General features: G+C 67.2%; 22 protein-coding genes. 7 read left to right on the top strand and 15 right to left on the bottom strand.

Annotated elements, in window-relative coordinates; genetic code table 11:
- Positions 1 to 58 precede the first annotated feature (58 nt).
- A complete protein-coding gene (locus tag ABD231_RS03660) occupies positions 59 to 2,557 on the top strand; it encodes a glucosidase family protein (RefSeq protein ID WP_344145115.1) in 2,499 nt (832 codons plus the stop codon).
- 361 nt (positions 2,558 to 2,918) lie between these two features.
- Here ABD231_RS03660 and ABD231_RS03655 read toward each other — a convergent pair whose 3' ends face one another.
- From ABD231_RS03655 to ABD231_RS03645, 3 genes are read right to left on the bottom strand one after another with little or no spacing between them, the layout of a single operon-like run.
- The gene (locus tag ABD231_RS03655) at positions 2,919 to 3,689 is read right to left on the bottom strand and encodes a hypothetical protein (protein ID WP_344145113.1); all 771 of its coding nucleotides are present in this window, start codon (positions 3,687 to 3,689) and stop codon (positions 2,919 to 2,921) included.
- Entirely contained in the window at positions 3,686 to 4,600 is a 915-nt protein-coding gene (locus ABD231_RS03650; protein WP_344145111.1) for an ATP-binding cassette domain-containing protein, read from the bottom strand. Before ABD231_RS03650 ends, ABD231_RS03655 begins: the two co-directional genes overlap by 4 nt.
- The gene (locus ABD231_RS03645) at positions 4,600 to 4,959 is read right to left on the bottom strand and encodes a GntR family transcriptional regulator (protein WP_344145109.1); all 360 of its coding nucleotides are present in this window, start codon (positions 4,957 to 4,959) and stop codon (positions 4,600 to 4,602) included. The genes ABD231_RS03650 and ABD231_RS03645 overlap by 1 nt, the downstream gene beginning before the upstream one ends.
- 172 nt (positions 4,960 to 5,131) lie before the next feature.
- Between ABD231_RS03645 and ABD231_RS03640 the strand changes: the two genes are divergently transcribed.
- Complete coding sequence (locus ABD231_RS03640; RefSeq protein ID WP_344145107.1) at positions 5,132 to 5,305, top strand: hypothetical protein; 174 nt, start codon at positions 5,132 to 5,134, stop codon at positions 5,303 to 5,305.
- Here ABD231_RS03640 and ABD231_RS03635 read toward each other — a convergent pair.
- The 8 genes from ABD231_RS03635 to ABD231_RS03600 all read right to left on the bottom strand — a co-directional run bounded on the left by ABD231_RS03635 (position 5,302) and on the right by ABD231_RS03600 (position 11,775).
- Positions 5,302 to 5,979: a GOLPH3/VPS74 family protein gene (locus ABD231_RS03635; protein ID WP_344145105.1), complete on the bottom strand. Its 678-nt coding sequence runs from the start codon at positions 5,977 to 5,979 to the stop codon at positions 5,302 to 5,304. The genes ABD231_RS03640 and ABD231_RS03635 overlap by 4 nt on opposite strands.
- On the bottom strand, positions 5,972 to 6,202 hold the full coding sequence (locus tag ABD231_RS03630) for a type II toxin-antitoxin system antitoxin (RefSeq protein WP_344145103.1): 231 nt from the start codon (positions 6,200 to 6,202) through the stop codon (positions 5,972 to 5,974). The genes ABD231_RS03635 and ABD231_RS03630 overlap by 8 nt, the downstream gene beginning before the upstream one ends.
- Positions 6,203 to 6,211: 9 nt before the next feature.
- Positions 6,212 to 7,123 (bottom strand): SPFH domain-containing protein, encoded by a 912-nt coding sequence (locus ABD231_RS03625; protein ID WP_344145101.1) that lies wholly within the window; start codon positions 7,121 to 7,123, stop codon positions 6,212 to 6,214.
- A gap of 690 nt (positions 7,124 to 7,813) precedes the next feature.
- Positions 7,814 to 8,503: an aminotransferase class IV gene (locus ABD231_RS03620; protein WP_344145099.1), complete on the bottom strand. Its 690-nt coding sequence runs from the start codon at positions 8,501 to 8,503 to the stop codon at positions 7,814 to 7,816.
- A gap of 9 nt (positions 8,504 to 8,512) precedes the next feature.
- Entirely contained in the window at positions 8,513 to 9,850 is a 1,338-nt protein-coding gene (gene pabB, locus ABD231_RS03615) for an aminodeoxychorismate synthase component I (protein WP_344145097.1), read from the bottom strand.
- A 42-nt stretch (positions 9,851 to 9,892) separates the two neighbouring features.
- Positions 9,893 to 10,669 (bottom strand): class I SAM-dependent methyltransferase, encoded by a 777-nt coding sequence (locus tag ABD231_RS03610; protein WP_344145095.1) that lies wholly within the window; start codon positions 10,667 to 10,669, stop codon positions 9,893 to 9,895.
- 72 nt (positions 10,670 to 10,741) lie between these two features.
- Positions 10,742 to 11,455, bottom strand: a complete 714-nt coding sequence (locus ABD231_RS03605; protein ID WP_425554144.1) for an iron-dependent transcriptional repressor DtxR — start codon at positions 11,453 to 11,455, stop codon at positions 10,742 to 10,744.
- A 35-nt stretch (positions 11,456 to 11,490) separates the two neighbouring features.
- Positions 11,491 to 11,775: a hypothetical protein gene (locus ABD231_RS03600; protein ID WP_344145092.1), complete on the bottom strand. Its 285-nt coding sequence runs from the start codon at positions 11,773 to 11,775 to the stop codon at positions 11,491 to 11,493.
- A 65-nt stretch (positions 11,776 to 11,840) separates the two neighbouring features.
- On the opposite strand from ABD231_RS03600, the gene ABD231_RS03595 reads away from it, so the two are divergent.
- The 4 genes from ABD231_RS03595 to ABD231_RS03580 are packed head-to-tail and all read left to right on the top strand — an operon-like array spanning position 11,841 to position 15,530.
- Entirely contained in the window at positions 11,841 to 13,154 is a 1,314-nt protein-coding gene (locus tag ABD231_RS03595; protein WP_344145090.1) for a cryptochrome/photolyase family protein, read from the top strand.
- A gap of 56 nt (positions 13,155 to 13,210) precedes the next feature.
- Positions 13,211 to 13,603: a GntR family transcriptional regulator gene (locus tag ABD231_RS03590; protein ID WP_165952665.1), complete on the top strand. Its 393-nt coding sequence runs from the start codon at positions 13,211 to 13,213 to the stop codon at positions 13,601 to 13,603.
- Positions 13,600 to 14,478, top strand: a complete 879-nt coding sequence (locus ABD231_RS03585) for an ABC transporter ATP-binding protein (protein WP_344145087.1) — start codon at positions 13,600 to 13,602, stop codon at positions 14,476 to 14,478. Before ABD231_RS03590 ends, ABD231_RS03585 begins: the two co-directional genes overlap by 4 nt.
- Positions 14,475 to 15,530: an ABC-2 transporter permease gene (locus ABD231_RS03580; RefSeq protein WP_344145085.1), complete on the top strand. Its 1,056-nt coding sequence runs from the start codon at positions 14,475 to 14,477 to the stop codon at positions 15,528 to 15,530. Before ABD231_RS03585 ends, ABD231_RS03580 begins: the two co-directional genes overlap by 4 nt.
- On the opposite strand, the gene ABD231_RS03575 is transcribed toward ABD231_RS03580, so the two are convergent.
- From ABD231_RS03575 to ABD231_RS03565, 3 genes are all read right to left on the bottom strand, one after another.
- Positions 15,496 to 16,749, bottom strand: coding sequence for an APC family permease (locus tag ABD231_RS03575; protein ID WP_344145083.1), 1,254 nt, complete (start codon positions 16,747 to 16,749; stop codon positions 15,496 to 15,498). The genes ABD231_RS03580 and ABD231_RS03575 overlap by 35 nt on opposite strands.
- A 1-nt stretch (position 16,750) precedes the next feature.
- Positions 16,751 to 17,275, bottom strand: a complete 525-nt coding sequence (locus ABD231_RS03570) for an HIT family protein (protein ID WP_344145081.1) — start codon at positions 17,273 to 17,275, stop codon at positions 16,751 to 16,753.
- Positions 17,276 to 17,347: 72 nt separating this feature from the next.
- Positions 17,348 to 17,905: a TetR/AcrR family transcriptional regulator gene (locus ABD231_RS03565; RefSeq protein WP_344145079.1), complete on the bottom strand. Its 558-nt coding sequence runs from the start codon at positions 17,903 to 17,905 to the stop codon at positions 17,348 to 17,350.
- 84 nt (positions 17,906 to 17,989) lie between these two features.
- Between ABD231_RS03565 and ABD231_RS03560 the strand changes: the two genes are divergently transcribed.
- Positions 17,990 to 18,244 carry a hypothetical protein gene (locus ABD231_RS03560; protein WP_344145077.1) on the top strand — a complete coding sequence of 85 codons (255 nt, stop codon included), beginning with the start codon at positions 17,990 to 17,992 and terminating at the stop codon, positions 18,242 to 18,244.
- A gap of 366 nt (positions 18,245 to 18,610) precedes the next feature.
- Here the strand turns inward: ABD231_RS03560 and ABD231_RS03555 are convergent, their stop codons facing one another.
- Positions 18,611 to 19,444 carry a class II fructose-bisphosphate aldolase gene (locus ABD231_RS03555; RefSeq protein WP_344145075.1) on the bottom strand — a complete coding sequence of 278 codons (834 nt, stop codon included), beginning with the start codon at positions 19,442 to 19,444 and terminating at the stop codon, positions 18,611 to 18,613.
- Between the last annotated feature and the right edge of the window lie 2 nt (positions 19,445 to 19,446).

Below are 19,446 nucleotides of genomic sequence, written 5' to 3'. Positions count from 1 at the left end.
GCCGGGAGAAGGAGGAACCGCCATGACTCCACGACTACCTGGGTTAGTAGTGCTTGTGGTGACGGCTTTGATGGCCGGCACCGTCAGTGCAACTGCGAGTTCACCACCACAACCCAACGAACTGTCCGAGACGACTCGGTTGGCTGATCGGCGGTCGCTCGTTGTCGGCGATCGGGCTTATGCGATGGGCGACGAGTCCGGGCTCTATCCAGCGACCGGTTGGCACATCCGTGGCGAAATGGGTGGGTTCTGGACTCAGCCGATCAAGCTTCTGGACGGCCTGTGGTTCGGGCTGGACGGGAAGTGGCTCGGCAAGGACGTGACTGCCGCGAAGTACACGAGTGGCCACGGGTACAGCCGGATCGACTACTCCGGTGCCGTGCAAGTACGACGTACCGACTTCGTGCCGGATGGTTTGCGGGCAACGCTCGTCGGACTGACCTTGACCTCGGCGACGGCGAAGACGGTCAGCCTCGATGTCGACGCGCACTCCGAACTGATGTCGTCGTACCCCTGGGGTTGGACGAAGCCGAGCGCGGCCGACGCCAACCTGCCCGACACCGGCGCGTACACCAACGGTTCGCTCAACTTCCGTGATCGCGACTACGCGGCGTACGTCGGATCGTCCCTGCGTCCGACGAACCACGCGCTCGGCCCGAACCACCGCGGCCCACAAGACCCCGCCGTCATCTGCCCAGCCGACGGTACGACGCCTGCTCGGTGCGATGACTCGTTGGTCGGCAAGGGCACTGGCGGGCGACTCACGTACGACGTCGCGCTGAAACCCGGTCGCGAACAGACCATCTGGTTCGCGGTCGCGGGATCGGATGACGGCGCGGCCGCGGCTCAGCGCGAGTACAACCGCGCCCTCGCCAACCCCGGCAAGCTGCTGCAGGCCAAGGCCGCCGCGCGCCAGCAGATCGATCAGAAGACTGCAGTGGACCTGCCTGGTGACCGGCTACTGCAGCAGAGTGTCGAGTGGAGCAAGCAGAACCTCGCCGACTCCGTGCAGGAGGCTCGCAATCTGCGGATCCGCGACGTCAATGAGGGCAAGGACTATCCGGCTCCGGTGGGCACGATCGACACCGCGCGCTGGTTCGGCGCCGGTTTCCCGGACTATCCGTGGATCTTCGCCACCGACGGCGAATACACGTCGTACGCCGCCGTCGCGGCCGGCCAGTTCGACACGGTCAAGGCTCATCTCAAGGCGCTTCGGGACATCAGCGACCTACTGAACGCACGCAGCGGCAAGGTGGCGCACGAGATCGTCCCGACTGGTGATGTCTACTTCGGCTCCAACCAGAGCGCGGGTAACACCGACGAGACGGTGAAGTTCCCAAGCATCGTGGCGCTGCTGTGGCGCTGGACTGGCGACGACCACGTCCGCGATGACTTCTATGACTTCAGCGTCCGCAATCTGCAGTACGTCTATCGCGAACTCGACAAGGACAACGACGGCTGGCTCGAGGGTCTCGCGAATGTCGAGCGCTCCGGCATGGGCGCGGAGAAACTCGACAGCACCGTCTACCTCGCCCGCGGTCTGCGCGATCTCGCCGACCTTGCCGCATCCAAGCACGATCGCAAGATCCAGCAGTGGGCGACGGCTCGCGCCGCCGATCTCGAGTCCCGCTTCGAAGCGCAGTGGTGGGTACCGCAGGCCCTCGGGTACGCCGATTCTGTCGACGACCCCGCGAATCCGGCGAACGACAACACCCCGATCTTCCAACGACATTGGACCGGCGTCACCCCGATGGAGGCCGAGCTCGTCCGCCCCGGCCAACCGACCTCACCACTCGCATCATCAGAGCACGCAGCAACCGCTCTCACACAACGCGAGAAGCCTTGCTACACAGGCGAATTCGGTCTGTTCCACACCGGCACCGGCCCGACTTCCGATGCAGCAGGCAACCCTGGCGCGTCCTGCGATCCGGTCGTGTCGCAGGTGAAGAGTGAGCGCAGCATCTTCTCGCTCAACACCTCGATCATGGCCGTTGCGGAAGGCAACTACGGTCGTCTCGGCAAGGATCAGCAGCAGGTGTACACGACCGGCAACGCGCGGATCCAGCTCGACCCGAAGGTCTGGGAGACACCGGGCGCAATGCCCGAGATCGCTCCCTCACCGGACTCCCCGGCGAACATCGGCCGCCCGTTCTACGACCGCTCGATGAGCCTGCAGGCGTGGGGCACGTACGGCGTGCTGTGGCCGGTCGTGCACCAGCAGCTCGGTGTCGATCCCGATCTCGGCCGGAACCGGATCGCCGTCGTACCGCAGCTGCCGGCCGGACAGACGAAGGTGGCCGGAAGCAACATCAGGCTGGGTCGCGGCTCGATCGATGTCGCGGCACGCCTTGCAGGTAAGGAATTGCGGACCGATCTGACGGTTCACAACCTCAAGGCGGACTTCACCGTCGGCGCGGTGATCCCGGTCGGCGCGAAGCTCAACAATCTAACGCTCAACGGTCGCGCGACGCCGTACCAGATCGTCACGACCACGCGCGGTACCGAGGTGCACGTGACAGCTCGTGGTTCGGCGGCGCTGCGGATCACGCTTACCTGACTTATCGAGACCGGAGGGGTCCCATAAAAGTGGGGCCCCTCCGAGTATGAGTCGGAGGGGCCCCGAATAGCTGAAGGAAGGTGACGTCTCCAGCCTCCCGAGCCAGATCCGTGGGACCGGCAGACCCCGTCACCGGTCTACCTCGGTGGGGATCCCCACCGCTTGGGTCCTCGGTTTCCGTTCGACCCGCCGCTCCTCGAGAGAACAGCGTGTCGACATTTGTACCGCCGCCGACCCGGGTCGCACAACCCTTTCCAGACAACAGTTCTCGCGATCTCGCGACTGTCCGCGTGTCGTCCACAGTGAGCACGCAACCATCCACAGAACGCACCCGACTTATGCACAGGGGATGTGTATAAGTTCAGCCCTTCGCGGGTTTCAGCGGCATCGGTTGCAGGATGCGATGACCGGCGTACAGACCGAGTGCGGTCACGACGGTGACCACCGGTACGGCGACTGCGAGTGGCGGGCGGTGATAGCCGAGCTCCGCCAAAGGTCCGCCCAACCACTGGGCGACGAGCAGGAACTCGGTCGCCGCGGCGGGGATCAGAGACAGCGGGACCATGGCGAGTCCGCGCCAGAAGCCGAGCCGGTAGAAGGTGACCCCGAGCAACCAGCCCGTCGCCTCGTGCGAGACGACCAGGAGTGCGAACTCGGCGAAGATCAGCCCGACCTGCGACGTACTGGTGAAAAGGTGTCGGTTCTCCATCGCCTGCGACCAGCCCTGCCAGTCGTAGACGACACGCTCGATCTGATAGCCGACGACCCAGAGCACCGCGGTCGCCAGCGCGGCCGCCGTCAGGAAGATGCCGGCGGCAACTGAGAACATCCGTCGGGTGACACCTTGCGCGACCATCGCGTTCACGTACGCCGGCGCGAGGCTGATGCCGACCGCCATCGAGAAGTACTTCGGTGACTGGGTGCCGTAGTCCCAGATGCTGTTGCCGGTGCCTTCGGTGAGGAACTGGATGATCAGACCGCCGGCCATGAACGCGATCAGCATCACGCCCCAGTAGACGAGCATCATCGGGCGCGAACCGACCTGCATCGCGGTCAGGACCCTTTGCAGGCGTTGACCGTTGGTGACGCCGGGCGGGAGTGCCGCGGTTGGTTCCGCAAGTGCAGAGCTCATGAGCGGGCTCCCTTCGGTGCCGGGGCGGTGAGGTGGACGAAGAGGTCCTGCAGGCCGACCGGTCCGATCTCGAGGCCGGCTGACGCGGCCTCCGCCATCAGCGCCGGACCTAGGTCACCGAGGACCGTGGCGGACTTGGTACCGCCGAGCCGCTCCTCGGCGAGAACGGTGAACTCCGCGGTGAACTCGTCGACCGCCTTGACCGGCCCGACGATCGATGCGCCACGGCCGCGGAGCGTATCGACCGGCGACTGCGTGACGAGCCGGCCGTTGTCCAGGATGAGCACGTCCTCCAGCAGCGTGCTCACCTCGCTGACCAGATGCGTCGACAGCACGATCGTCCGCGGCACCTCGGCGTAGTCGGTGATCAGCGCGTCGTAGAACGCGGCACGCGACGGCACGTCCATGCCGAGGTAGGTCTCGTCGAAGATCGTCAGCGGGGCCCGGCTCGCGAGGCCGAGGACGGCACCCAGCGCGGACTTCTTACCGCGAGAGAGCTTCTGCATCCGCTTGTTGGTCGGCACCTCGAAGCGATCCAGCAGCTCACCGGCCAGGTCGGCGTTCCAGTACGGGCGCAGGCTCGCGGCGAGGCTCAGCGCGTGCCGGACTTGCAGGCTGTCGGGCACGTCACCGGATTCGCGGATCAGGCAGATCCGGCTGGTGACGACCGCGTTCTCGTACGGCGCGAGCGGCGTACCGAGGCCTGCACCTTCGATGCGGACCTGTCCCTCATCGGGTTGCCGGAAACCGGCCAGGACCGCGGCCAGCGTGCTCTTGCCGGAACCGTTGCGGCCGAGCAGTCCGTGGATCTTGCCCGGCGCGAGCCGCAGGTCCAGCCGGTCGAGCGCCGGTGTGCCGGCGAACCGGACCGACAGATTCTCGGTGTGCACCGAGAGGGCGTGCTCTGTCATCACGAGTCTCCGTACTTGCGGATGTAGTGAATGACGTCCCGCAGCGAAACGCCGAGTGCCTGCGCCTCCCGGATCACCGGCTCCACCACATCGGTGAAGAACACTTCCTTGCGGTCGGAGCGCAGCAAGTCACGCGCGTTCGGGCTGACGAACATCCCGATCCCGCGCTTCTTGTACAGCACCCCTTCGTCCACCAACTGCGCGAACCCTTTAGCCGCTGTGGCCGGATTGATCCGGTAGAACGCTGCATACTGGTTCGTGGACATCACCTGCTCGTCCTCGGCGAGGGTGCCGGTGACGATGTCGTTCTTGATCTGCTCCGCGATCTGCAGGTAGATCGGGCTGCGTTCGTCGAACATGCACGGCCTCCCTTCGGCGAGGTTGCTGCGGTCGAGGTTCTTCGGGGTCGAGGTTGTAAGGGGTCGAGGTTCTTGGGTTCATTACTTGAGTAACGAACCATAGCACCACAGGTGGTTCTCAGGTCAATTGCGATTCCCGCACGGTGACCCGCGGGCGGTTAGCGTCGCTCCCATGAACGCTCACGAGAACGACCTGCAGGCCGCCAAGCACTTCGCCGAGCAGGCCGCCACAACCGCCGCCAAGCTGAAGGCCGGCACCTACGACTCGGTCGCCGCGTTGGCGCTGACCTCGATCGCGCACAGCCTCAGCGTGCTGGCAGCCCGCTCGGCAGCACCCCAGGACTAGCCAGCACCGCTGGACGAGTGGCTGGCTTGGATCGACTTCTTCAGCGCCGGCGGGACCGGTCCGACCCGGATCGTCAACTGAGCAAGGCGATCCTTGTGCCGATTGCGAACATCCTTGGGGATCACCACGCGCAGATCAGCGGTCGACGCCAGTACGGCGAGGGCCGCGTCGCGCAGGTCGATCCGGCTGACGAGTCGCGCCGGGCGCAGTACGTCGGTGGTGTGCTGGAGTAATTGACGTCGTACCAGCGGTTGGCGCAGCGTGATGCGGTTGGTCGGAATCAGACCGAGGAACCGGTAGGGCTCGACCTTGATCAGCTGGGCGTGAGCGAGCTCATCGCGGATGTCGCGAATCATCGCGACATTCCGGCGGTCGATCCAGGTCCGCCATTTGCGCGGGTTGGACGAACGGATCTCGGTGAGGAGGCCGGCCAGAATCTCGTCGTTGGGTACCGCGGTCCCGGTCGGTTTGGCGCGACCGTTGTCGTCGGCAAGGTTCCCGCGGAGCTGGAGATCGATCAGTGCGGCCGCTCGTAAAACCTTGCCGAGGGTCGAGCGACCGGTCAGGCGGCCCTTCGCGGGATCGTAAGCCAGTAAGAAGATTCGCGCCGCCAAGGACTCTGGCGGTGCAGCCGGTCCGACTCGTGCCGGGCGCTTCGGTAACGTCCTACTCATTGTCATCTGCCCTCCCATCATGCTCAGTCTCCTTGGCGGGGCGGCCGGGCCGCCGGATCTTGCCGACGCCGGACGGGAGCCGGCCGGCCTCGGCCAGCGCCCGCCGGAGCAGAAACTCGATCTGGGCATTGGTGCTCCGCAGGTCGTCGGCAGCCCAACGAGCCAGCGCGTCGTGCACCCCGGGATCCAGCCGGAGCAGGATCTTCTTACGCTCGGCAGCCATGACGGCCGCTCACTGGTAGAGCGAACCGGTGTTGACCACAGGCTGCGCATCCCGGTCACCGCACAGCACCACGAGCAGGTTGCTGACCATGGTCGCCTTCCGCTCCTCGTCGAGCTCGACCACGTTGTGCTCAGACAGCCGATCCAGCGCCAGCTCCACCATGCCGACCGCACCCTCCACGATCCGCTGCCGCGCCGCGACAACCGCCCCGGCCTGCTGCCGCCGCAACATCGCCTGCGCGATCTCCGGCGCATAAGCAAGGTGCGTGATCCGCGACTCGATGACATGCACGCCGGCCGACTGCACTCGCGCCCCGATCTCCGTCGACAACGTCTCGGTGATCTCGTCGGTACTGTCGCGCAACGACAGTCCACCTTCGTCGGTGTGCACGTCGTACGGGTAGCTGTTGGCGATGTGCCGCACCGCGGTCTCGGTCTGGATCGCCACGAACTCGACGAAGTCGTCCACCTCGAACATCGCCTGCGCCGTGTCCTCCACCTGCCAGACCACCACGGCCGCGATCTCGATCGGGTTCCCGTCCGCATCGTTGACCTTGGCAACGGCCGTCTCGTGGTTGCGGATCCGCGTCGAGACCTCGCGCCGGGTGGCGATCGGGTTCACCCACCGCAGTCCGTCGGTCCGCAGCGTCCCCGCATACCGCCCGAGGATCTGCAACACCCGAGCCTTGCCCGGCTGCACCGGCGTCAACCCCACGGCCAACACCGCCCCGACCAAGAACGCAACCACTCCGAGCAAGACAACCCCACCGGCGCCGTTGGCCGAGCCGACACTGAGCACCAGAGCCCCGCCAACCACCAGCACGAACGCGGCGCCTGCCATCGGCCACCCATTCACCTCAGCAGCCACCCGCTCGACCACCTTCGGCTTCGGCATCTCCACAACACCCTCGACCTCAACCATCACCCGCTCCTCTCGTCTATCTCGAAGGTAGCAAAGTGATATCACATTTACAACCCGAGATCTCCGGGCTTCGGCTTCGCTCGGATGCGGCCGGCAACCTACGGCGGTGGCTGATCGCCGCTGCGGCCGGCTTACAGGGGGGTGTGGCGAGGGCCGCCTGTGGCTGGGCCGGTTGGCGAGGTTAGTGACCGAGGTGGACGTTGCCTGGGGCCGACGGGCTTGGGTTGCGGTTGAGAGACGAGGTCGCGCTCGGGTGAACGTTGCCTGGGGCCGACGGGCTCGGGTTGCGGTTGAGAGACGAGGTCGCGCTCGGGTGCACCTTGCCTGGGGCGGACGCTTGGGTTGCTGCCGGGGGGGTGAGGCGGGTTGCGAGGTGACGGTTGTGGTGCCTTCTGCCGATTCACGGATGCCTACTGCCACGGAGCGACAGTAGGTATCCGCAAAGCGCCGTTTCGCCTTTGGTTGCTGGGGTTTGGGGCAACTTGCGGGCACTTACTTTCCACGCAGCTCTCGTACCGCAACCGAAGCCCGTCAGACCCGGGCAACGGGCACGCGATCGCCCACCTCGCCAAGCAGCCCAGCCACAGGCGGGCCCAGCCACACTCCCTCTGTAAGCCGGCCGCAGCGGCGAGGGCCCGGCACCCGCGAGACCGGCCGCGTCCGAGCGGCCCCCGCCGTACCAGGAACGGTTTAGACGGGGCGGGCCAGGGCGGTTAGGTGGGATTGCCAGGTGTCGGCCGACGAGTTGGGGAGGGGGTCTATTGGGGAGTCGTTCCAGGCTTGGATGGGGCGGATGCCGTGGAGGGCGTTGATGAGCCAGGTTTCGGTGGATTGGAGGTCGGCGGGGGTTCGGGGGTGGTGGGCTACCTCGACGCCTTGGGTGGTGGCGACCTGGCGGAGGAGGGTGGCGGTCACTGATGGGAGGAGGGGGCGGTCGAGGGGTGGGAAGCAGAGGGTTTCGTCTTCCCACCAGGCGATGGCGGAGTAGGCCGCTTCCAGGACGGTGCCGTCGGTGTCCAGGAGGATGATTTCGTCGGCTCGGTGGGGCGCGGCGTCTTTGAGTTTGCCCAACAGTTCCAGGTCGGGACCCTTCACCCGGGGTTGGGTTCGGGGGTCGGGGCCTTCGTGGATGGCTACTCGGACTCGGCCGCCGGTGGTGGGGGCGGGGCGGCGTTGGACGGTGAGTTCGCCGGTGTCGTGGAGTTCGAAGCGGGGGAACCAGCGGCCGAAGCCGGGGAGGCGTCGTACTTGCTGGTCCCAGAAGGGGGCCGCGTCGACGCCGGCTGCCGCGCAGGAGCCGACGAAGCGGTCGCGGTGCAGGTCGAGCCCGCGTACTGCGCCGTCGGTCACCAGGAACGAGTCCGCTACCTGTAGTCCCATCTCCACCCCTTACCTGGCCCCGACCGTGGCCGTTGCCTTGAGCACCATTTCGTCGTATTCGGCGACCGGCTCGGAGTCGAGCACGATCGCACCCCCGGCACCGATCACCGTCTCGTCCGGTGTCAGCACCGCCGTCCGGATCACTACGCTGAGGTCCGCCCGGCCGTCGACCGTGAGGTAGCCGAGGGCACCGGAGTAGACGCCGCGGGCGCTCGGTTCGAGCTCGTCGAGCAGCTCCATCGTGCGGATCTTCGGCGCCCCGGTCATCGAACCGGGCGGAAAACAAGCCCGTACGGCGTCGACCGCGCTCACGTCGGGTCGCAGCTGACCGCGGACCGTGGTGACCAGTTGGTGCACGGTGCGGTAGCTCTCGACCTGCATCAACTGCGGTACCTGCACCGAACCGGGCCGGCTGACTCGACCGAGATCGTTGCGGATCAGGTCGACGATCATCAGGTTCTCGGCGCGCGTCTTCTCGTCCTCGGCCAGCGCCTTCGCCGCCACCTGATCCTGGAACGGATCCAGGTCGCGCGGGGCGGTTCCCTTGATCGGGCGGCACTCGGCCCACCCGTCCGCATCCACGGTCAGGAAGCGTTCCGGCGACGAGCTCGCGACGGCCAGGTCGCCGTACCGGAGGAAGGCCGCGTACGGCGCTGGGTTCGTGGCGCGCTGCCAGCAGAAGAAACCGAACGGATCGGGTACGGCGGGCAGCCGGACCCGGTTCGTCAGGCAGACCTCGTACGTTTCGCCGGCCTCGAGCGCGGTCATGCAGCGTTTGATCGCGGCCAGGTACGACGGTCGGTCCAGTTCCAGATGTGCTTCGAGATCGAGGTCGGCGATCGCGGGTCGGACCACGCCGGTCATCGACCAGTCGGCGGCTGCCCGCACGGCGCGATCCAGCCACTCGTCGTTCGAAGCCGGGCCGACGGCGACCAACAGCGTCAGGTCGCGATCGTGGTCGATGACGATGAAGCGGTCGGCCCAGATCCACAGCGCATCCGGAGTCGGGGCGACATGCGCCGCCGTACCGCCGGTGAGGGACTTCAGTTCGTAGCCGAAGTAGCCGACGTACCCACCGCTGAAGTAGCCGTCGAGTTCGGCCGGTGGTTCACCGGCACGCTCGGCGAGGAGGGACGTCAGCTCGGCGAAGACATCACCGTCGACGGCGTCGCGGACCAGGACTTCGGAGCCGGTCCCGAGCACGGAGATCCGGCGGGCGGCGCGATCGGTCAGGCTGCCGTCGAGCCAGAACGCGACCGGCTCGGCCGCCAGCAGCTCGCGGTAGACCGTTTCACCGTCGAGAGCCCGGTCCACGGTCCGCACGGACCAGCTCAGCGCAGCACCCACAGGCACACGCTACTTCCCCGCCGGGCGATGCCGGTGGTCAGCTCAGCCGGTGAGCGCGACCTTCCCGCGCATGGCGGTGATCCGGCGGATCGGGATCGCGACCTCGAGGCCGTCCTTCGACTCGGCCCGGTCCGCGAGCCACTCACTCGCGGTGTTCCGGCGGACGTCCGGCGTACCAGGCAGGTAGAGCGCGTTCACCAGCCGGCGCGCGTCGTCCGCACCGCGGATCGTGTACACGTACCGCTCGCGCTGGCTCTCCATCACGTCGAACCCAGCGTGCCGGAGCTTGTCCTTCAGCTCGGTGATCTCACCACCGGCCGGGAACTGCGGCGTCGACCGGAGGCGCGTGGTCAGCCCGCTCAGCGTGCGGATGTCGCCGCGCCGCAGCGGGCGCACGGCAGGGACGATCGCCGCCAGTACGCCACCGCGGCGGAGCACCCGCGCGGCCTCGGCCAGTACGTCGGGGAGCGGCTGCAGCACCATCAGCCCCATGGAGCACGTGACGACGTCGAAGACCTCGTTCGCGAACGGCAGGTGCAGGGCGTCGGCCTGGACCTTCGGACCGGGAGCCCCGGCGAGCTGGGCCGCGTTGTTGTCGACCCCCACCACCCAGCGCCCGTACAACTCGCGGGCTACGGGACCGTTGCCGCAGGCGAGGTCGAGGACGCGCCGGGCTTCGCCGGACACAGCGCGGACCAGCCATCGGTACGGCGTATGGTCGCCGGCGGTGGCGCGGGACAGGAGGGCTTCGGTGCTGCCCGGGGCCGCGGTGTGGAACTCCCGCAGGTACTCCGGCCAGTCGATGACGTTTTCGGACATTTCAGCGAGACGGTACCCGCTGAGCACTCGTCGTACCGCATCGAGTGCTCAGCGTTAACGTTCCCTTGACTCTCAGACCAGGCTGACGAAGATGTGGCCGGCGGTCTCGTCGCTGATCACACCACCGGCTTCGCGGCTACCGACCAGCACGCCCTCGGCGTCGAGGGCCGACTCGACCTCGCGCCCCGGGAGGGCACCGGCCTTGCGCAGCACCGCCATCGCGCTGTCGTCGGTCTGCACCGGCTCGGCGATCCGCCGCACCAGCACCCGCACGCTCTGCCCGGTCGCCTGGTCGAGCACCTTGTCCAGCGGCTCGACACCGATCCGGAAGTCCTCGATCCCGCTGGCCTGGCCGTCAGTGAGCAGCTCCTCCAGACCCGGAATCGGGTTCCCGTACGGCGACTCGGTCGGGTTGTCGAGGATCTTCAGCAGCCGCAACTCGACCGCGTCACTCATCACGTGCTCCCAGCGGCAGGCCTCGGCGTGCACGTCCTCCCACTCGAGCCCGATCACGTCGACCAGCAGCCGCTCGGCCAGCCGGTGCTTCCGCATCACCCGGATGGCCTGCTTACGACCCACCGTGGTGAGCTCGAGGTGCCGGTCACCCTCAACCGTCACCAGACCGTCGCGCTCCATCCGCGCCACCGTCTGACTGACCGTCGGCCCCGACTGGTGCAACCGCTCGGCAATCCGCGCCCGCAGCGGCAGGATGCCTTCTTCCTCGAGTTCGTAGACGGTCCGCAGGTACATCTCCGTGGTATCGATCAGCTCGCTCACGACACCCATTGTCGCCTATAGAGGCAACCCTTACCCAATTGCCGCTAGTTGGTGCCGTACCAGAAGTACCAGCCGGGGCGGGAGCTGTAGGTGCCCCAGTGGCAGGACTGGACGCCGTAGCCTTTGCGGACCATGTCGTTGCGCATCATGTTGCATTGGGTCTTGTAGCGGTGCGGGCCCTTGAGGCAGACGTGCTTCCAGGGGTTGCCGCTGGGTTCGACGTGGCAGTTGGATGCGGCGGAGGCGGTCGGGGCGCCGGTGACGAGCGTGAGGCCGCCGGCGGCCAGGGTTGCGGCAGCGAGGGCTCCGAGGAACTTTTTCTTGGTCATGGCAACTATCAAACAAGCGCTCCCTTTCAGTTTGCTTTCGCTCGCGCAGGCAACAGGATGAAGCGATGAACACAGCGGTGATGTGGTTTCGGCGTGACCTGCGGCTGAGCGATAATCCGGCGCTGCTGGATGCGGTGAGCGCGGGCGACGGCCGGGTGGTCGGCGTTTTCGTCCTCGATCCCCTGCTGTGGAAGCGATCCGGCGATCCGCGGCGTGAACACCTCGCGAGTTCGTTGCGCGCATTGTCCAAGGCGATGGGCGGGCGGCTCGTCATCCGGTCGGGCGATCCGATCACCGAAATCCCGCGGCTGGCGGATGAGGTCGGCGCGGCGAGCGTGCACATCAGCGCGGATCATGCGCCGTACGGACTAACACGCGACAAAGAAGTTGAAGCCTCATTGAAGTGTCCGCTGGTGGCCACCGGTTCGCCGTACGCGATCGCTCCTGGGCGGATCTTCAATCAGCAGGATCGGCCGTACCAGGTGTTCACGCCGTACTTTCGGGCCTGGCTCGAGCATGGTTGGCGGCAGCCGGTTAAGGCTCCGGAGGACGTGCGGTGGGTGAAGGCCGAGAGCGAAGCGTTGCCGGAAGGCGAGGTCGAGGGGGCTGGTGAGGACGCGGCTCGGCGGCACTGGCAGGAGTATCTCGAGGGCGTTGGCGAGTACGACGACGTACGGGATCGGCCCGATCTCGACGCCACCTCGCGGATGTCGATTCCGTTGAAGTACGGCGAGATCCACCCACGGACGATGCTGGCGGATCTCGCTCGCAAGCGCAGCGACGGCGCGGAGTCGTACCGTCGGGAGCTTGCCTGGCGCGAGTTCTGCGCCGACCTGCTTGCCCGCAACCCGCACGCAGCCTGGAAGCCGTTGCGTAGCGAGTTCGAGAAGATGGCGTACGACGAACCTGGCGATCAACTCGCAGCCTGGCAGCAAGGGCGGACCGGGTTCCCTGTCGTGGACGCCGGGATGCGGCAGCTCGCGGCGGAAGGGTTCATGCACAACCGGGTCCGGATGATCGTCGCGTCGTTCCTCGTCAAAGACCTTCATGTGCACTGGAAGTACGGCGCTCGCTGGTTCATGCAGTCATTGCGGGACGGCGATCTCGCGTCGAACTCGCTCAACTGGCAGTGGGTGGCCGGCTGTGGTGCGGACGCGTCGCCGTACTTCCGGATCTTCAACCCAGTCGGCCAGGGACTGAAGTTCGATCCGGACGGCGAGTACGTCCGATGCTGGATCCCCGAGCTGCGCGAGCTCACCGGCAAGACCGCCCACGAACCGTGGAAGTACGGCGGCGCCGACGGCTATCCGGAGCCGATCGTCGACCACGCCGAGGCTCGCCGGGAGGCCCTCAGAAGATACGACGCGATCAAGGCTTGACGCTCGCTTGAACCATACCCCTATAGTACTAGGTAACTAGATGAATGGGGTTGGAGATGATCGAGTTCCATCTGGACGGGCGGTCGGGGGTGTCGCCGTACCAGCAGATCGTTCAGCAGGTGCGCAATGCGCTCCGGCTCGGCCTGCTGCGGGAGGGGGACCAGCTGCCGACCGTGAAGGATGTGGTCGCAGCGCTGGCGATCAACCCGAACACGGTGCTCAAGGCGTACCGCGAGCTTGAGCACGAGGGCCTTGTGCAGGCCAAGCCCGGTCGCGGCACCTTCGTGACGCGCACCCTGACCGACAACACGCTTGCCGCGCACGGTCCCCTCCGTCAGGATCTGCGGCGCTGGCTCACCAAGGCTCGCAAGGCCGGCTTGGACGACGAGAGCATCGAGGCGTTGTTCCTCACCACCTTTCGGTCCGCCTCTCAGGAGGGCGTAGCGTGAACGCGGCTCTGCAAGCACACGGGCTGGGGAAGAAGTACGGCCGCCGGTGGGCACTGACTGACTGCGACCTCGAGGTCCCGTCCGGACATGTCGTCGGACTGGTCGGACCAAACGGCGCCGGCAAGACCACCTTGCTCAACCTGTCGGTCGGAATGCTCACCCCGACGACCGGATCGGTCGAGGTGCTCGGGCAGCCGGCCGGAACCCAGCAGGCGAAGGTCGGATACGTCGCTCAGGACACCCCGACGTACGCGCGGTTGAGTGTCGCCGACCACCTGAGGCTCGGCGCGCACCTCAACCCGACGTGGGACGATTCCCTAGCCCAGCAACGGATCCAGCGGCTCAGGCTGGATCCGAAGCAGAGAGCCGGCAAGCTCTCCGGTGGTCAGCGCGCCCAGCTTGCGTTGACCCTCGGTCTGGCCAAGCGGCCCGAGCTGCTGATCCTCGACGAGCCCGTCGCTCCGCTGGATCCCTTGGCACGCAGGGAATTCCTGCAGGACTTGATGGAGGCAGTGGCCGAGCAAGAGCTCAGTGTCGTGCTGTCTTCGCACCTCGTCTCCGATGTTGAGCGGTCCTGCGACTACCTGGTCGTGCTGGTCGACTCGCGGGTCCAGGTCAGCGGCGAGATCGACACCTTGCTCGCGACACACCACCGGCTCACCGGCCCCCGCCGTACGGCGAAGGAACTGCCGAGCGACCAGACCGTCGTGAGCGAGAGCCACACGGATCGGCAGTCGACGTTCCTGGTTCGCACCGACCGGCCGATTCTCGACCCGTCGCGGTCGGTCACTCAGCTCACGCTCGAGGATCTCGTGCTGGCCTACATGGCCCCCGAGGTTCACTCGGAGCGTCCCGTTCTGGAGGTGCAGCGATGATCTGGCTGACCTGGCGGCAGTTCCGCGTCCAGTTCCTCGTGATCGCCGCGGTCGTGCTCGCGGCTGCCGTCGTACTGACGGCGACCGGGCCTGGCCTGGCCGACGACTACCGGACATTCGCGGACAGCTTCATCAAGAACCTCGCGTTCGCGCGCCTCAATCCGGTGCTCTACCAAGTCGGGCTGGTCCTGCTGTACGCCGTACCTCCAGTCATCGGCGCGTTCTGGGGTGCACCGCTGATCGCGAGGGAGCTGGAGACCGGCACGCATCGACTGGTGTGGGGGCAGAGCATCTCGCGATCGCGCTGGCTGGCCACCAAGGTCGGCATCGGCGGCCTGGGTACGGTCGCGCTCACCGGCGCACTCAGCCTGGCCGTGACGTGGTGGTCGAACCCGATCGACAAGGCCATCAACGCCGGCCAGGAGTCGAACCTCTACCTGCCGCGGATGTTCCCGGTGACCTTCTCCGGTCGCGGCCTGGTCCCGATCGGGTACGCCGTTTTCGCCTTCGCGCTCGGGGTCGCGCTCGGCCTGGTCATCCGGCGTACTCTCGTCGCTCTCGCCGTCACGCTCGCCGTGGTGATCCTGGTCGAGGTGCTCGCACCGACGCTGATCCGGCCGCACCTGATGGCGCCGACCGACCAGCTGATCGTCGCGACCGGCGACAACGTCCGGGGCTTCATGCTGTCCGGCCCTGGACCGGACCCGCAGGTCAAGCAGATGGAGGTCGCGACCGGCGCGGTCGGGGCGTGGAAGATCTCCGACGAGACGGTCGACAAGGCCGGTAAGGCGCAGAGCACGCTGCCCTCGTGGACGATGGACTGCGCACCGGTTCCGCCGAGCTCCGCCACGAGCGGCGCGACGCCCAACTCCGGCGCCGCGCGGTCCGCGTGCTTCCAGCGACTGGCCGACGAGGGCTATCGTCAGCACGTCCGCTACTTCACCGCGGACAAGTTCTGGGCCCTGCAGTGGCGTGAGTTCGGTTTGTTCCTGCTCCTGGCGTTCGCCCTGACAGGCTTCAGCTTCTGGCGGATCCGGCACGACCTTTCCTGAGCTTGCGGACGAGCAGAGCCAAGCCCAGCAGTACGGCGGCCGCGGCGGCTGAGCGCCAGGGCAAGGTGACCGCGAGTCCGAGGCAACCCAGCAGGCCGATCACGTTGATGGCTCGTGGCCACCGACGCTGGTCGGCCGGTTGGGTGAACGCGGACGCGTTGGCGATTGCGTAGTACAGGAGAACGCCGAACGACGAGAAGCCGATCACGCCGCGAAGGTCGGTAGTGAGCACCAGGGCTCCGACGACCACGGCGAGCACGACCTCCGCCCGATGCGGCACCTGGTATCGCGGATGGACAGCGGCCAGCCAACCCGGCAGATCGCGGTTGCGGGCCATCGCCAACGTCGTCCGGCCGATGCCCGTGATGAGAGCGAGGAGCGCACCCAGACTGGCCAGCGCCGCACCGATCCGGACCACGGGCACCGCCCAGGCGGATCCGGCGGCGTCGACTCCGGCAGCCAGCGGTGCGGCACTGGTCGCGGGGTCGACGACCCGTAAGAGCATCAGGCCGACGAGCAGGTAGATGACGATGGCGATTGCCAAGGCGATGGTGATCGCGCGCGGGATGGTGCGCTCGGGCTCGCGCACCTCCTCCCCCATCGTCGCGATCCGCGCGTAGCCGGCGAAGGCAAAGAACAACAACCCGGCCGCTTGAAGGACGCCGTGCACCGAGGTGTCCGTGATCGCCGGCAGGTCGCGGGATCCGCCGCCGGTGCCGAGCAGCACCACGACGAGCGCCAACACCAGGAGACTGCAAGTGACGAGGATCTTGGTCAGTCGAGCCGTCCTGGTCACGCCGCGATAGTTGACGGCCGCCAACGCGGCCACCGCCAGCAACGCGACGAGTCTCCGAGCCCAGCCGTCGAGAGGTACGGCGTACGTGGCGAAGGTGAGCGCCATTGCGGCACACGACGCGGTCTTGCCGATGACGAAGCACCAGCCGGCCGCGAATCCCCACCACTCACCCAGCCGCTCGCGGCCGTAGACATAGGTGCCTCCGGCAACCGGATAGACCGCGGCGAGCTGGGCCGACGAGACTGCGTTGCAGTAGGCAACGACAGCGGCGAGCACCAGCCCGATCAGCAGGCCGGTACCAGCCGCTTGCGCAGCCGGCTGCCAGACCGCGAACACCCCGGCGCCGACCATCGAACCGACGCCGATCGCGACCGCATCGGTCAGGCCGAGTCTGCGCGCGAGACCAGGCTGGGTTGTGGGCACGTCAGTCGCCCGCCGCCATCGCCGCGGCGATCTTCCGCTCGGCATCGACCACGTCCTCCTCGGGAGCCGCGGGCATCAGGTCGGCCCACAACGGAAGCATCTCGCGACGCGCCTCCAGCATGCCCAGCGGCCTCGGGTAGAACCACACGTGGAAGTGTGAGGAGCCATCGCCCCAGCGGTAGACGTGCACGCGGGCGATATCGCCGAGGGCGAGGATCGCGCGCTCGACCCGCGCGACCACCGGCCCGTAGCTCATGGCGAGCCGGTCCGGCAGGTCGGCGAACGAGTCGTGGTGAGCGCGCGTTGTCAGCCAGACGATGCCGGGAATGGTGACGTCAGTGGACCGGATCAGCGCCCAGTCGTCGTTCACCCATAGCGGCGGCCTGTGCTCGGACTGCTCGTAGTTCGCCAGCCAGTCGCACAGGCCGCACGGATCGCCACCGGGTTCTCCGACACGCGGTGGTTCGGGGATCACCCGGGACTGCGGTTCGCGGCGAATCAGCGGTTCGGCGTACGGAAGAGTCATGGCGGAGCCTCCAGACGATGGTTTCCACCAGTGAAACATGATCGTTGCATTAAATGCAACGGTCATGTTGCATCAGAGCTGGATGAGACCGCGCAGCACCAGGTCGAGGGTCAGCCGACGGACTCGGGTCCGGGACCAGTGATGGCGGCCGCGCATGTGCACGTAGGTGAAGGCCGCCGAGACCATCAGCACCTCGGCGACGTCACTGATCCGGCCGTGCGGGTGCAGTGTCCCGTCCGCCTCGCCTTCGCGGAGGTACCGCTCGAAGGGGGCGATGAACGACACCGGGCCGTTGCGCGCCTGCTCCTGGTGGAAGACCAGATCCGACGAGAGCATCAACGGCAGATGCCGGTCGATCACGTCGAACAAGGCTTCCAGCGTCCGGATCAGCCCTTCGCGCCCGCTCCCGAAACCGGCCAGCACCGGCCACATCGTGTCCCGGTAGTCCTCGGCCAAGGCGTCCAGCAGCGAGTTCAGCAACAGTTCGACGGTGAGCCCTTGGCGCCAGAGCGTGACGCGGGACCGGCCCACCTTCTCGGCGACCCGCTCCAACGTGACCCCGGACCAGCCATGCTCGGCCAGTACGTCGATGGTCGCCGTACGCAGCGTCTCGTCCACCATCACGGTCATCCCGGCCGGCTCCTCGACTGCGACTGTTGTGCAACACCACCGTTGCACGGCACCATGACTGTACCAAGCCGACGAGGAGTCGCCGTGACCACCAGAACCGACCTCACGCTCCAGCTCACCGACCAGGAGCGAACCGGCCTGACCGCGCTAGCAGCCGGCCTCCGCGCCGTCGCCGAGTCCGACCTCACCGAAGAAGACGCGATGGTCGCCGCACTCGAGCTGGCCCTCACCCGCCTGATCGAAGACTTCGAGGTCCCCGACCCGACCGCCCGCCAACAGGTCCAGTCCGCCCGAGACAACCTCCGAGCCCACTGGATCCGCGGCAGCGCAACCCTCTAACCCACCCCACGCTCCCAACCACCCCCACATCCCCCCCAAACCGGCTCCGGCCGAAACCACCGCCCCAACCCGAAAATCTGAGCGGGCACCCCCCCATCTCGGTGGGCAACCCCCGTTCCCGCCAGGCAACCCCCCATCTCGGTGGATATCCCCGGAGTTGGGGGGTTGCCCATCGGAAATCTCAAGGGGCAACCCCTCGGCTAGGTGGGCATCCCCCGAGGTGGGGGGTTGCCACTCGAGGTGGGGGGTTGCCACTCGAGGTGGGGGGTTGCCACTCGAGGTGGGGGGTTGCCACTCGAGGTGGGGGGTTGCCACTCGAGGTGGGGGGTTGCCAGTCGGGGTGGGGGGTTGTGGCGGCTGGGGTGGTTAGGCTTTGAGGATTGTGAGGAGGCGGGCTACTTCGGTGGCGACCGCGTCGCGCGCCGGGCCTAGGTATTTTCGGGTGTCTACGAGGGTTGGGTTGGCCGTCAGGGTTTGGCGGACTGAGGCGGTGAAGACGTTGTTGAGGTGGGTGGCGATGTTGACCTTGGTCATGCCGGCTTCGACGGCGCGGGTGAGGTCGGGGTCGGCGACGCCGGAGGAGCCGTGCAGGACGAGGGGTACGGCGACGGCTGCGTGCAGCTCGCTGATCAGGGCGAAGTCGAGGGTGGCGGTGCGCTCGGTCATGGCGTGCGAGGAGCCGACGGCGACGGCCAGGGCGTCGACGCCGGTGGCTTCGGCGAAGGCGACTGCTTCGTCGGGGCGGGTGCGGGCGCCGGGGGCGTGGACGCCGTCCTTGCCGCCGACCTCGCCGATCTCGGCCTCGACGAAGACACCGTGGTCGTGGCAGAACTTGGTCACCTCGGTGGTCGCGGCGACATTGTCGGCGTACTCGAGTTTCGAGGCGTCGTACATGACCGAGGTGAAGCCGAGCTGAACCGCCTCGGTGACGAGGTCGCGGTCCATCGCGTGGTCGAGGTGGACGACCACCGGGACCGTCGCTGCGGCCGCGGCCGCCAGGGTGGCAACGCCGATCGGCTTCAGCGCGCCGTGGTACTTGACCGCGTTCTCGCTGATCTGCAGCACGACCGGCGTACCGGCCTGCTCGGCACCGGCGATCAGCGCGGTGGCGTGCTCGAGCTGGATGACGTTGAACGCGCCAACCCCGCGACCCGCCTTGGCGGCGGCCAGCACGACCTCGGCTCCGGAAACCAACGGCATGA

Origin of the sequence: Kribbella yunnanensis, assembly GCF_039529655.1 — a bacterium.
Taxonomy (GTDB): Bacteria; Actinomycetota; Actinomycetes; order Propionibacteriales; family Kribbellaceae; genus Kribbella; species Kribbella yunnanensis.
Note: the sequence above shows the minus strand (reverse complement) of the source record. Positions and strands in the feature narration are given on the sequence as shown.

Excerpts from the sequence above, each read along its gene's own strand:
- ABD231_RS03635 (WP_344145105.1), bottom strand. The coding sequence starts at position 5,979 with ATGAGTAGGACGTTACCGAAGCGCCCGGCACGAGTCGGACCGGCTGCA.
- ABD231_RS03555 (WP_344145075.1), bottom strand. The coding sequence starts at position 19,444 with ATGCCGTTGGTTTCCGGAGCCGAGGTCGTGCTGGCCGCCGCCAAGGCG.
- ABD231_RS03640 (WP_344145107.1), top strand. The coding sequence starts at position 5,132 with ATGAACGCTCACGAGAACGACCTGCAGGCCGCCAAGCACTTCGCCGAG.
- ABD231_RS03595 (WP_344145090.1), top strand. The coding sequence starts at position 11,841 with ATGAACACAGCGGTGATGTGGTTTCGGCGTGACCTGCGGCTGAGCGAT.
- ABD231_RS03605 (WP_425554144.1), bottom strand. The coding sequence starts at position 11,455 with ATGGGTGTCGTGAGCGAGCTGATCGATACCACGGAGATGTACCTGCGG.
- ABD231_RS03565 (WP_344145079.1), bottom strand. The coding sequence starts at position 17,905 with ATGACCGTGATGGTGGACGAGACGCTGCGTACGGCGACCATCGACGTA.
- ABD231_RS03655 (WP_344145113.1), bottom strand. The coding sequence starts at position 3,689 with ATGAGCTCTGCACTTGCGGAACCAACCGCGGCACTCCCGCCCGGCGTC.
- ABD231_RS03620 (WP_344145099.1), bottom strand. The coding sequence starts at position 8,503 with ATGGGACTACAGGTAGCGGACTCGTTCCTGGTGACCGACGGCGCAGTA.
- ABD231_RS03645 (WP_344145109.1), bottom strand. The coding sequence starts at position 4,959 with ATGTTCGACGAACGCAGCCCGATCTACCTGCAGATCGCGGAGCAGATC.
- ABD231_RS03630 (WP_344145103.1), bottom strand. The coding sequence starts at position 6,202 with ATGGCTGCCGAGCGTAAGAAGATCCTGCTCCGGCTGGATCCCGGGGTG.
- ABD231_RS03600 (WP_344145092.1), bottom strand. The coding sequence starts at position 11,775 with ATGACCAAGAAAAAGTTCCTCGGAGCCCTCGCTGCCGCAACCCTGGCC.
- ABD231_RS03650 (WP_344145111.1), bottom strand. The coding sequence starts at position 4,600 with ATGACAGAGCACGCCCTCTCGGTGCACACCGAGAATCTGTCGGTCCGG.
- ABD231_RS03580 (WP_344145085.1), top strand. The coding sequence starts at position 14,475 with ATGATCTGGCTGACCTGGCGGCAGTTCCGCGTCCAGTTCCTCGTGATC.
- ABD231_RS03570 (WP_344145081.1), bottom strand. The coding sequence starts at position 17,275 with ATGACTCTTCCGTACGCCGAACCGCTGATTCGCCGCGAACCGCAGTCC.
- ABD231_RS03590 (WP_165952665.1), top strand. The coding sequence starts at position 13,211 with ATGATCGAGTTCCATCTGGACGGGCGGTCGGGGGTGTCGCCGTACCAG.
- ABD231_RS03625 (WP_344145101.1), bottom strand. The coding sequence starts at position 7,123 with ATGGTTGAGGTCGAGGGTGTTGTGGAGATGCCGAAGCCGAAGGTGGTC.
- ABD231_RS03610 (WP_344145095.1), bottom strand. The coding sequence starts at position 10,669 with ATGTCCGAAAACGTCATCGACTGGCCGGAGTACCTGCGGGAGTTCCAC.